General features: G+C 65.4%; 6 protein-coding genes. 3 read left to right on the top strand and 3 right to left on the bottom strand.

The window, feature by feature from the left end; genetic code table 11:
* Positions 1 to 184: 184 nt before the first annotated feature.
* Positions 185 to 1,195 carry an ABC transporter ATP-binding protein gene (locus tag G4L39_RS06330; protein WP_205880828.1) on the top strand — a complete coding sequence of 337 codons (1,011 nt, stop codon included), beginning with the start codon at positions 185 to 187 and terminating at the stop codon, positions 1,193 to 1,195.
* Positions 1,196 to 1,225: 30 nt separating this feature from the next.
* Here G4L39_RS06330 and G4L39_RS06335 read toward each other — a convergent pair whose 3' ends face one another.
* On the bottom strand, positions 1,226 to 1,897 hold the full coding sequence (locus tag G4L39_RS06335; RefSeq protein WP_165106782.1) for a response regulator: 672 nt from the start codon (positions 1,895 to 1,897) through the stop codon (positions 1,226 to 1,228).
* A 7-nt stretch (positions 1,898 to 1,904) separates the two neighbouring features.
* Complete coding sequence (locus G4L39_RS15755; RefSeq protein WP_165106784.1) at positions 1,905 to 3,260, bottom strand: ATP-binding protein; 1,356 nt, start codon at positions 3,258 to 3,260, stop codon at positions 1,905 to 1,907.
* Between the two features lie 491 nt (positions 3,261 to 3,751).
* Here G4L39_RS15755 and G4L39_RS06345 point away from each other — a divergent pair, with 491 nt between their 5' ends.
* Both G4L39_RS06345 and G4L39_RS06350 read left to right on the top strand, forming a co-directional pair.
* The gene (locus tag G4L39_RS06345; RefSeq protein ID WP_205880829.1) at positions 3,752 to 5,020 is read left to right on the top strand and encodes a class I SAM-dependent methyltransferase; all 1,269 of its coding nucleotides are present in this window, start codon (positions 3,752 to 3,754) and stop codon (positions 5,018 to 5,020) included.
* Positions 5,017 to 6,054: a small ribosomal subunit Rsm22 family protein gene (locus tag G4L39_RS06350; RefSeq protein ID WP_165106787.1), complete on the top strand. Its 1,038-nt coding sequence runs from the start codon at positions 5,017 to 5,019 to the stop codon at positions 6,052 to 6,054. Before G4L39_RS06345 ends, G4L39_RS06350 begins: the two co-directional genes overlap by 4 nt.
* A 103-nt stretch (positions 6,055 to 6,157) precedes the next feature.
* On the opposite strand, the gene G4L39_RS06355 is transcribed toward G4L39_RS06350, so the two are convergent.
* Positions 6,158 to 12,613 (bottom strand): lamin tail domain-containing protein, encoded by a 6,456-nt coding sequence (locus tag G4L39_RS06355; protein ID WP_205880830.1) that lies wholly within the window; start codon positions 12,611 to 12,613, stop codon positions 6,158 to 6,160.
* Between the last annotated feature and the right edge of the window lie 10 nt (positions 12,614 to 12,623).

Below are 12,623 nucleotides of genomic sequence, written 5' to 3' on the forward strand. Positions count from 1 at the left end.
GGCACTACCTTACCTCCCGGCACGGCCCTCGTCAAAGGTTGCTCCCGGCCTGTCCAAGCCCGCGCGATGCCTCCGCAACCCGGATCCACCGCGCCACCGCACCCCGCCATGGCACCGACACGAGTCCGGGACCTCCACGGCTTCTGCATGGTCTCGTACACGGATCCCCCGCATACTACTGCGCATGCCGATCGTCGAGGTGCGGTCGTTGACCAAGACGTTCCGGGTCCACAAGAAAGAACCCGGCTTCTGGGGAGCCATCCGGGGTTTGTTTCGGCGCCGGTACGAAACCGTCGAAGCCGTTCGCAACATTTCGTTCGACATCGAACCCGGCGAATTCGTCGGGTTTCTGGGCCCCAACGGCGCCGGCAAAACCACCACGCTGAAGATGCTTGCCGGGCTCCTGTACCCCACCTCCGGGACCGCGCGCGTGCTCGGTTATGTCCCGTGGGAACGGCCCGACGGGTATCGGCGCCAGTTTGCCCTGCTGCTCGGGCAAAAGAACCAGCTGTGGTGGGATCTGCCCGCCCGGGAATCCTTTGCCCTCAATGCGGCGATCTACGGCCTGGAACGACGCGTATGGGAACGGCGCGTCCGGGAACTGGCCGAGCGCCTGGGCGTCCAGGACAAACTCGACGTCGTGGTCCGGGAACTTTCGCTGGGCGAACGCATGAAGCTGGAGCTGGTTGCCGTGCTCCTGCATCAGCCGCGCGTCCTTTTCCTGGATGAACCGACCCTGGGACTGGACGTGGTGTCGCAAAAGACCGTGCGCGATTTCCTCCGCGAATACAATCGCACCGCCGGCACCACCCTCCTGCTCACCAGCCACGACATGGCGGACATCGAGGAATTGTGCGCCCGCGTGATCATCATCGATCACGGATCCATCATCTTTGACGGGCCGCTGGCGGAGGTGGTGGAGCGCTACGCGGACTTCAAATGGCTGACCATCCGCTGCGATCCGGACGGCCCGTTGCCGGCGCCGGCCGACCTGACCCCGTGGGGTGAACCGGTCGAAATCGGGCCCGCACTGGTCCGACTCCGCGTCCGCCGCGACCAGGTCATTCCCGCCTGCAAGGCCCTGCTGGACCGCCTGCCCGTACGCGACCTCGACATCCGCGAGGTCCCTGTGGAAGAGGTGATTCGAAATCTGTTCACCCGACGCACCCCCTCCCCACCGCCACCGACGGCCTGAACCCCGTCCCTCGCTCCCCCGGCCCCGCAATCAGGACCCGCCGCGTGGCATGCGCGCCGTCATGTACCTCGCCACCGCCTCCGCACGGGAACGCACATGCAGCTTCTCATAGATGTGCTTGAGATGGCTCCGCACCGTTTCGGTGCTCACGTTCAGGTGATCGGCAATCTCCTTGTTGCTGAATCCCCGCGCAAGCCACATCAGAACCTCCTCCTCGCGCGCACTCAGCCGCACCACGTCCGCAGCACCCCGCCCCTTCTGGCGGAACGACTCCACCACCATGCGCGCAATGGTGCTGGACATCGGAGCACCTCCGTGCATGACGTCCCACAGCGCCGATCGCAATGTCTCCGGCTCTGTGCGCTTCAGCAGGTATCCGTCCGCCCCGGCTTCCAACGCCAGAAACACCATTTCGTCATCGTCCGAGGCGGTCAGAATCACGATCTTGGTCTCCGGCAACACGGCCCGCAGCCGGGCGGTGCATTCAATCCCCGACATCCGCGGTAGAAAGATGTCCATCAGGACCACATCCGGCCGCCGCTCCGGCAAGACGCGAAGGGCCTCTTCCCCCGTGGCACACGCGGCCACGCACTCAAAATCGGGAAACGACCCCACCAGCCGGGCCCAACTCTCCCGTACCTCGCGTTGATCCTCCACGAGGGCCACCCGGAGACGCCGAACCGCACGATCGCCGCCCGTCATGACCACCTCACGTCGCTCCTGAAGGGTTCGAACTGACCGAATTCCGCACGGTCGCCACGGAGCCGGCCCGGGTTGGACCCTCCGGCGCAACCGCGGCCTGCCCGCGGCGCCGACATCCGGGAAACCCCCGGAGCCGTGCCCGCGAAGGCTGCAGGGGCACCCGCAAGACCACCGTACAACCGCGGCCGGGCGCCGAAATCACCTCACAGGACCCGGCCACCTCCTGCATGCGCTGTCTGAGGTTCACCAAACCGTTGCGATCGGCCGGCACCGTCGCCGGATCGAAACCCCTTCCCTCATCGGCAATGCGCACTTCCACCTGCTCGGAAGTCCAGCGGATGGACAAATGCACCTCCGCCGCGCCGCTGTATTTCACGGCGTTGTTCAACGCCTCCTTGACGGCCAGAAAGAGGTTGCGCCGGGTCGGCAGCGCAAACGACAGCGCCGGCAGATTCGGAGCAATGTCCAACCGACATCGCATTCCCGCCCCTGCCAGGAACGCCCCGGCATACTTGCACGTGTGATTCACAAAGTCCTGAAGGGTGTCGCGACGAGAGTTGATGGCCCAGACCACCTCGTCGAGGGCAGCCGCCAGGGCCCGCGCCCGACTGCACAGTTGTTGGAGCGATTCCCGCACGGGCCCGCCCGTCTCGGCCTCCCTGCGCGTAACCTCCGCCAACAACACGAGTTGGGTCAGCCCGGCGCCCAGTTCGTCGTGAACGTCCCGGGCTATCCGCATCCGTTCCCGGTGCAGCAAATCCTCCGCGTGCCGGTGCCATGCCAGCCGGGCCATCAGGCGGAGGCTCACGCCCACGGCTGCCAGGCACACCGCCAACAACCCCGCCTGAAACCAGCCCTGCTTCCAAAACGGCAGAGTCAACGGCCGCAACGCCGGCACCTGTACCACTGCCAGCGGCCGCGTGGTCCATGGTGCCGACCCAAACGCACCCACCACCACGGCCGGCCGCCAGTCCGGCCCCGGCCGGCGCCGCCGTTCCCAACCACGTTCGTCGCGCGGTACAACCCACCAGTTGGTGTCGGTGCCAACCTCCACTTCCCCTCCGTCCAGAAAGGTCATGCGCAGCCCCGCCAGCACCCCGGCCTCCAGCCGGTCGTTGAATGCCTCCACGGCCAGAACGTGCCGGCCCGGTCGCAACAGCCAGGTCAAATCATACTCGGTCAGGCTTCGCCAATCGCTGCCCCGCCCCACTTCCCGGCCATCCAAAAACAGTCGATAGCCGTTGTCGGCCGTGATCCGCAGTCGGGCCCGCGTCACCACAGCACCGTCGGGAATGTCCAAAGCCCGCCAAAACCTGCAGGTCTGTTTGTCCTCGCACCGCGAATCCCAAATCCACGCACCCACACCCCATTCCGGATCCAATACCCGGGATACCGCGGTACCCTGCCCCGCCGGATGCGCCACCCCCGGGAGCCCCGAAACGCACAACCACAACAGAAACCATCGGAACAAGCCGCTCCGAGCCGCCGTCGGCAGACGAGGGAAAAGCTGTCCGGTCGCCCCACCACGGAGGCGCCGTCTCCATCCCATCACCGGCGAGGTCCGAGTCCGGCTTGCGTGCCAATTCAGTTGCCGCGCGGCTTGATTCATCCGGCCACCCTGCCGTCATGGTACTCAACCATCCGCCCGCGCCAACCCGGATTCCAGCCCGGGCCCCTCGGACTGGCCCGCACCTTTCCTGTTAACGCAGACCGTCTTTCGGTCCAAGTCCGGCAGCCACAAGGTCGGCCCGGGCGGGGCTGCTTGGACAGACAAGAACCGCAGGGCGAGGACCTGCGGGACCGTGTTGCGCCCCATGCCCGTCCCCGGGCATGTTGATCCGGTCATGCGGCCTCATGAGCAATCCGGCCACAGAACGATTCTGTGACCTGGTGCGGCAAAGTCTGGACGACGGCACCTTTGTCCGGCTTGTGCTGCGTCCGTCGGCGTCGTCCACGGAGACGGACCCGCCCCGGCGCATCGTAACCCGCTGCATCGAGCTGCGCGGGCAACCCCACCTTTCCATCACCGCCCAACACGCACGGCAGGACCGCACCTGGAACCTCCCGCTGCCGGAAGCCCTGGCGTGGCTGCGTGCCGAATTGATGCGCACGCCCAAGACAGCCTATCTGGCCACCACCACGAGAGACTGGCAATGGATGACAACCAGCGACGGCCCCCGAGTGGTCGGTCATCCCCCCTCCCAAACCGCGCCGCCACCGCGCACTCACGATCAACCCCACACCACCTGGCTGGACGAATCCGCCCGGGACTGGCTCCTCGCCCTGGGCCTGGTGGACGCATCCGGCCGCCCCAAACCGTCGGCCGCCGACAAGTACCGCCAGATCGAGCGGTTCCTCGAAATTGCCGCCCATCAGCTGCAGCATTGCGGATGGCTGCCCGCAACCACCACCGCCCCAACGGCCGTTCCCGGGACAGCTTCCCCCGGGCCTGCATCGACCCGCACACTCACGGTCGTGGACGCCGGTTGCGGCAAGGGTTACCTCACCTTCGCGCTGTGGCACCTGCTGACACGCAAAGCACATCACCCGGTCCAACTTTTCGGGATCGAAGCCCGACCCGAACTGGTCCGGAGCGTACAGGCCGTGGCCGACCGGATCGGCGCCCGGGGCCTGGCTTTTGTCCCCGGCGACATCGCCACGGTGGATCTGCCGGGCTGCGACATCCTCATGGCCCTGCACGCCTGCAATACCGCCACCGACGCCGCCCTCCTGCGCGGGATCCGATACGGGGCACGACTCCTCCTGGTCGCCCCCTGCTGTCATCACCAGTTGCGCCCCCAGCTGCGACCGCCCCCGCTCTGGCAACCGGTCCTGCGCCACGGTTTGCTCGCCGGGCGGTTCGCCACCTGGTTGACCGATGCCCTCCGCGTTCTGTTCCTGGAATGGGCCGGTTACAAGGTCCGCGTGGTGGAATTCATCGAGTCCGAACACACGCCCATGAACCTCCTCTTATCCGCCATCCGCGTCCGACCGCCCTTCCGCGACCCGGCCAGGCGCGAACGCATCCTGCAACTGAAGGAGACCTTCGGAATCCAGCACCATGCGCTGGATCCGTTGCTGAACGGCTCTCCCACGACCGATCGCGCAGACGCATCCGTATGAACTCCCTGCCGGAAGTGAACTGGCATGCATTGCAACGGCTGCGCACGGTTTTCCTGGAGGCGCGGCCGCCCGTGCGGGATTACTGGCACAGCGAAACCGAACTGACCAGCTACGACGCCACCTTCGCCCAGCGCATCGGATGGAAATGGGACTTTGTGCTGGACGAACTCCGGCGCCGCGGCTGGCAACCACCCGCCGGCGAAATCCTCGATTGGGGCTGTGGCACCGGCGTGGCCGCGCGGGCATTCCTGGACCATCACGGCACCCACAACGTCACGCGACTCTGGTACTGGGATCGTTCCGCGCTGGCACGCAATTTCGCCGTCCAACGCGCCCGCCAGAAGTATCCCGGCCTGGCGGTTGAGGCGGGCATCCCGGACAATCCGGCGATTCTGTTGCTCAGTCACGTCCTGGGCGAGCTCGGCCCCGAGCAGATTGAATCCCTGCTCCCGTTGGTCTTGCGCGCCACCGCCACCCTGTGGGTGGAACCCGGCACCTACGAGGCGAGCCTGACCCTGATCGCCATCCGTGAACGCCTGCGCCATCGCCTGCATGTGGTGGCTCCCTGCCTCCACCGCGAACGATGCGGCATCCTCGGGCCCGGAAACGAACCGCATTGGTGCCACCATTTCGCCCCATCCCCGCCCGAGGTCCACACCGACCCGTTCTGGGGCCGGTTTGCCCACGAAATGAACATCGACCTGCGGAGCCTGCCCGTCAGTTATCTGGTGTTGGATCAACGACCGGCACCCCGGGCACCTGCCGGCAGCGTGCGCGTTCTGGGCCGGCCCCGCGTCTACAAGCCTCACGCCCTCATCCTGGCCTGTGACGCCTCCGGTGTGCGCGATTATCGCCTGACCCGCCGCCGCCTCCCGGACGCATTCCAAAAGCTCAAAAAGGGCGAATGGGATATCCTCCAGATCTGGCATCGGGATGGAGACGAAATCCACGGTCTGCAACCCTTTTCGGATGCCGCGGAAGCCCCGCCGGAAAGCACGGCCCGATCGGAACCGTCCACGGAAGGTCCCGCATGAATCCCGGGCCCCCACCGACCCAAAGCAAGCCTCGTTCCGGGCCCCGGAGCCATTGAATCCCTGCCCGGCCGATTGCCCCCTGCCGCTCCAGCCACCGGCCCGCTCACGGGGCCAGTCGGACGCGATAATAAGCCCGTGCCGGCGGTGGATTGGTGTCCGTCCACACAAACGGAGGAACCGCCGCCGCATTCGTTGCCACCGGCATCCAACTTCCTCCCACCAAATCCCCGGACCGCTCCACGATGTAATCCGGGCCTTCGTCCCCGGTAATCTCGAAACTCGGGCCCTGCCCACCCCAACCCAGGACGCGCAAGCCCGGCTGGGCCGGCTGCAGCACGGTGATTCTGAAGCTCTGGGTCGCGCTGAGCGAGGGCGAGCCGTCGTCGCGCACAAACCATCGCACCTCAACACTTTGTCCCCCGTCAGCCACGCGCGGCCGCCATCGCAAGGTGGCCGTCCCGGAATCCCACGTGGCGCCGGCCGGCGCGCTCAACAGGCCGAAGACAAGTCCCTGTGGCGGCAGGTCCGCGTCGGTCGCCTGGGCGATGACCTCCACGGTTTGCCCGGCCCGCACGGTGCGGTCGGCCTGGGGCAGAAAGACCGGAGGCTGATTGACCTCCACGACGGTCAGGGTCAACGGTTGCGTGGTACTCGCAGGTGGCTCGCCATTATCCGTCACGCGCACGGTCACAAAATACGTGCCCGGTCCCTGCGCCTCGGTCGGTGTCCAACTGAGCCGCCCGGTTTGCGGGTCCACGGTCAAACCGGCAGGAGCGCCCGGATCGAGCGAAAAGGTCAGTACCTGCGCCGGTTGATCCGGATCGGTGGCCTGCACCACGTAGCTCCACGGCTGCATTTCCGGCAGGGTCATGGCCGGCAACGGGAGCATTTGGGGCGGATCATTGACCTCGCGGACCGTCACGTGGAATGACCGCACATCACTCAGCGGTGGTGAACCGTCGTCCGTCACGCGCACCGCAATGGCGTAGACCCCCGGTCCCTGCGCCTCCAAGGGCAACCAGCTGAACACACCGTTCGTCGTAATCGTGGCGCCCTCGGGAGCGCCGGGCTCCAGACTGAATCTCAGGGCCTGGGCCGGCACATCCGGATCGGTGGCCGTGGCGATAAACGTCAGCAATTGCCCCTCGTCCACCACCCGGTCCGGGAGCGGATCAAGCACCGGCGGCCGGTTCGTCACAATCCATCGGTTGGCCGTGCGTGGCGTGGGTTCACGGAATCGAACCACGTTGCCGCTGCCGTCAGGGAAGCGCCCCTCCGAAACATCGGTGGTTTGCGGACCGAAGGTGATTGCGTCCACCAAGGTCCCATCAGGCCCGTACAGGCCAATGGCTTCTCCCGCCTTGCTCAGAGCGAAACTGACATGGAGGTCCGGGCGGTCACTCCGGTTTTGCCCCGGTTCATTATCGGCCCACACCAACAGGTAGCCGCCCGGCGGAATCACGTACTGGCCGTTGTCAGGGATGCGGAATTGAAAGCGGTTGGTCAGGTTGTCGGTCAGGTAGTATCCGCCGAGGTCCACCGGCAAATCGCCCGCGTTGTAGAGCTCGAACCAGTCCTCGTACTGGCCGTCAGCAGGATCGGCCAGGGTGGACGCATTGTCGGCCATCCATTCATTGATGAAGACGGGCACCGGCAGGGCGGCCGGACTGTTGGACGCGCCGGGCGAGGGAATGGTGAAAATTCGGCGCCCGCTGATGCGGGCATCGGGATAGCTGCCGTAACTGCGTCCCACGCTGGCCACGGAATAGTTCAGATAATCCAGCACGTTGGTGCGGCCACCGGCCACCTGCACCAGCGCCACCTGGCCGGCCCCCGGACTGACCCGGAAATTGGCGTGCCATTCCGTGGCGGTGGACTCGCCCGGCTCACCGTCCAGCCATACGATGGCAAACGCGCCGGCCGGCAGGACGGCGCCCGCGGGGAACGCCCAGCGCGTGGGCTCGGCATAATTCGTCGTGAGATAAAGCCCGTTCAGGCTCACGGGTGCCGGACCGGCATTGAAAATCTCCAGCCATGGATCGTAATCACCCGCGCCGTCGCGGATGGCGTTGGTGACTGCGGCGCTGTTCCATGGCAGGATTTCATTGAGCCAGAGGGTCGGAAATGCCGGCAGGGTCGTCTCCACCGAGTTGGGCCCACCCGGAGTCGCCAGGGCCGGCCCGGCCCCACCGCCCGAGGGTACCACCTCCAACTGCATGGCCCAGACCACGTCACTGCTGGAGGGACTGTTTTGATGAACCTCGACGGCCAGCACATTGGTGCCCTGGACCAGGGCCGAGGCGGGCAGGATGAACGGCCCCTCCACGACCGCGTCGCCCACCACTCGGTTCGCCGGGGTCGCATACGAGGGCGTGCCCTCGGGCATGCCGATTCGAAACAGCTCCTGTCCGTTCAGGTAAACCACTGCGCCGTCGTCCACCAGCGTGTTCAGCCGCAATTGCACGCCGGCTGTGGGGCCGGTGTAAACGAAGCGTGTTCTGAAGTAGAAAGCGGTCCGACCACTGTTATCGGCCAGCGGCGTGCGAATCGGTTCGGGAAGACAACCGCAATCCTCGTCGGCCAACACCGCCGCACCTATCGGCCATGCCGAGTCATTAAACGTCGGGCTCATCCAGGTCACACCGTCGAGGTTGTCGGTCTGATTGTAACGCCACGACGCACTCCAATCCACGACGGTGACCGGGGCGGGCAGGTTGGTGGCGGGTACCACCGCGGCCCAATTGGCCACGCGGTCGTTGTCCTGCCGCGGGTCAATCAACTGCAACGACGGGCCGAGCCCATCGGCCGCCGTCGGCCATGGCGGATCGTCGTCGTAGGTCACCTCGTCAATGATGACGTCCTGATCCGGCGTCGACCCGGGCCGCATCAATGCGATTCGCTCGCCGCCGCGGTCAAAACTCCCCTGAAAAACCCCGGCAATGGGGATGTGCAGGCCGTACGTCCGCGCAAACACATCGGGGTCCCGCACCAGGACCAGATAGCCGCCGGGTTCCAGGATCGTACCCGCCGGCAGGGTTGCGTCCAGCCCACTGACACGCCACCCCGACAGGTCATAGGCGGTGTTGGTGGCCATGTTCCGGAGTTCCAGAAACTCCGCCCCCGGCACCGCCGGATTGTACATGATCTCGTGGATGATCACACGACCCTGGGGCGGCTCGACCGTGCCGTTGAAGGTGATGCGGAGCAGATTCGAGGTGCCGGCCACGGGTTGTCCCTTGTTGTTCCAGCCCTCGATGACCAGTTCGTTCAGCCCGGGATTCAAAGCCAGGCGCAAGGTCCAGTTCGTCACCGTGGTCCAGGTGGGTTGCATGGGCACCCCGTTGACCGTGATCTTCGCCACCGTAATGGGGGCTTTGCCGCTGATCGTGATCAGGTTGCGATTGGTAACAAACGAAGCCGGCGTGCTCAGGCTGAACGGAGACGCCACCTGAACCAGCTGTCCGAGGATGTAATTTCGCCGTGCGGCCGCGTAATCTTTCAGTCCTTGCGGCGAAGCCGGTCCCACACCCGCCGCCACCAATCCGTTATAAACTCTATCGACCCTTTGGGCGAACGTGGTGGCCGCCAGCGGCCCGGCAATCGCGTCCTCAAACGCCCGCCAATAGGCCCGCTGGAACTCGGGAAAGTTACGGAACCGGTCCAACACCGGCTCGTTACTGCCGAAAAGCGCCTGGTCAGGGCCGGTACCACCCACGTGAAATACGAAGTCAATATCCCAGGGCAACAGGACCCACGGCCCCTGCTGCGGCTTGTAGGCGTACATGTTCTTGCCGCGGGCGAAGCCGTAACTGTCCCAATTGCCCACAATGCGCTCCATCGCCAGGATGCGCATCCACTCCTCCACGTCCACCAACGTGGCCACGCTGGAGCGGTACGGCTCGGGCTGGGCGGCATTCATGGCGTCCACCAGTGTAAACAGGTTCGTGAAGTTATTCGCCGATTCCCGGACCGCCCGCGGCCGCCAGTTCCATCGGTACCGGGCGGTTTTCTTGACGCCGCCGCTGGTGGTGAAATTCTCCAACGTCGCGTCCACATTGCCCAGTTTGTTATCGCCGGAGTCATCGAACTCGAACCAATCCTCAATCTTGTGCAGGCTCCCGGCGTCGTCGTTGGGGAAGTATTGCCAGACCACGTCCCGGTTGGGCTGTTGAGCATCCTCGTACACATTGCCCCGCTGCACTCCGTTGAGGAACAGCCGGATGTGTCGCCGGTGCAAATACGGCGCCCCGAGTTTGCGGCTGATCCAAAAGGCCGTTTGCTCACCCTGGTAGGTTGGATCGCTCTGGAGATTTCCCACCGTGGCCAGAACGAAATCGTCGGTCCCCAGAACGAGATCGTCCTTGGGCAGGTTCAACTCGTAATCACAAAGGTTGCCCAACGGCCCGCTGTAACCCGGCGTATGCCACGGGCTGCCGCTGTACAGGGTGCCGGCGTTGTAAACCACACGACTGTCCGCATATACAAATGTGCAGTCCAGGGGATGGTTGCTCTGCTTTTCCCGCGTTGCCCACCGGTCCAGGTTTTTCCGCGTGATCCAGATCCGGTAACTCGCCAGCCTTGGCGCAGACGGCGGGTCGCCAAACCGCACCAGGCACTCTCGTTCGGGTGCATCCTCGGGAAACCGACGGCTCCGGGACGGGCTGCCCCCGTCATACGCCTCCAGGTAAAATGCCACCAGGGTGTTGAGGGGTTGTCCGGGGATATCGGCAGAAAACCAGCCCCCACCCCGATAGCTCAATGGCACGTTCATCCAGTTCGTTCCGGGGTCCACCCGATACCGCAACACCGCACCGGCAATGCCGTCCGGATCCTCAATCCGCGCCACCACCGTCACGGTCTGGCCGGCGGCCGGCAGTACCGGCCAGTGCCGCACCTCCGTGATGGAGGGACCCACATTGGTCGCCGAACGTGTGTTGGCGCGCCCGGGTGTGCCCATCGCGGCGGTGGTGAGGGTGGGACCCGTGGCCTCCAGCCAGTTCCCCCATAAGCGCAACAGGATTTCCGGATGGCCTTTCAACCAGCGAACCCTTGCCCGGAGGGTCACCACACTACCCGGGCTCAAGCTCTGGCTCAGCGGCGCGCGCACGCGGTTGGCCCCAGTGTCGCCCCGATCGGAGGCCACAATCCGCAGACAGCCACCCTGATATCCCCCCTGCGGTTCCCATCGGGTGTCCTGGTGAGTGCCCTGCCAGAACCAGCCGTCCGCTCCGGTGTCAAACGTTCCATTGGGCACAAGGTTGCCGCCCCCTTGGGGGATCACCTCCACGTTGTCCACCAAACACTCGCCCGCACCCAACAAGAGGATCTGGATCTGATTGGGGGGCGCCATACCACCCAGGTCGAGAACCCCGGTGTGCTCAATGACGGTCCAATCGGACTTTGCCGTCTCATCACTGTCCACCCACGCCGCCGGCAGACGGGCGTCCATCCGGGGGTCCGTGCGTTCCAAACTGCTCCCCCCGCCGTCGGCCCAACGGCCCCACCGACCCCCGTCCCGATAGGTCACCTCCTCAACCGTAATGTGAATCTTGTTGGTGATCACCACCCCGAACTCATTGGTCGAAACCAGGTCATCCGGCATCTGCAGGCGAATGGTATCGGTGCGATTGCCCAAACGACCGGAGAAATCGCCCAGGACAATCGCGGGATCCAGCTCCGGATGCAGGGCCCGGAACCGCGCCGCCTTTCTGGCCACGACCAGGTAACCGCCGGGCGACAAAGTGGTCCCCCGCGGGATGTTGAAACTGATGCCGCCCCGCAATCGCCAACCGCCCAGGTCCATGACCTGCGCGCTCCGATTGTAGAGCTCGACGAACTCGTCATCGTCGTTTTCCGTAATCGGATGGTAGTACACCTCGTTAATGACCACCGGGCTCAACAGGGGTTGCGCGTTGGCCTGCCCGGGGGTGGGTTGTTGCAAACGACGAAACTCCGGCGCGCCGTCCGGGAATCGTCCCAGGGCCACGCCGTTTTGCTGGGCGCCAAACCGCAGCACGTCAATGACCCGGGAACCGTCTGGCGCCAGCAGGTAAACCGTCTCTCCGGCGGCACTCAGGGCAAAACCGAGCTGGATTTCATCCGCCACCCACCAGCCCATCGGCGGAATCACCGTGCCCGCGGCAATCCGGTACTTGTTCGTGGCCGGATCATCCGTGAGCACACATCCACTCAGGTCCACCGCGTTCGTGCCGTAATTGAACAACTCGACGAAATCGAACCATGGCGCATCGGTATGGGCCAGAACCTCGTTGATCAGAACCGTGCGCCAGGGATGCACCACGGTCGCGTCCGGTCCTCCGGGGGAACCGCCCACACGATCGCTGGCCCGCCACCCCTGCGGGTCATCCTCGCCGTACGAGGGGCGCGCCAGCACCAGGGAATGCCCGGCTCCGTCGGCGGCAACCGGCCAGGGCGGCTCGTCATCGTAATTCACCTCCAACAACACCGCGCCCAGCTCATCCCTGAGCCGGATGCGTCCCCCCCCGTTGGGCAACACGTTATCGGGCTCCGCCCCCGGCCGGGTCAATGGACCCAGCACACCGCTCAAC

Source organism: Limisphaera ngatamarikiensis, from assembly GCF_011044775.1.
GTDB classification, from domain to species: domain Bacteria; phylum Verrucomicrobiota; class Verrucomicrobiia; order Limisphaerales; family Limisphaeraceae; genus Limisphaera; species Limisphaera ngatamarikiensis.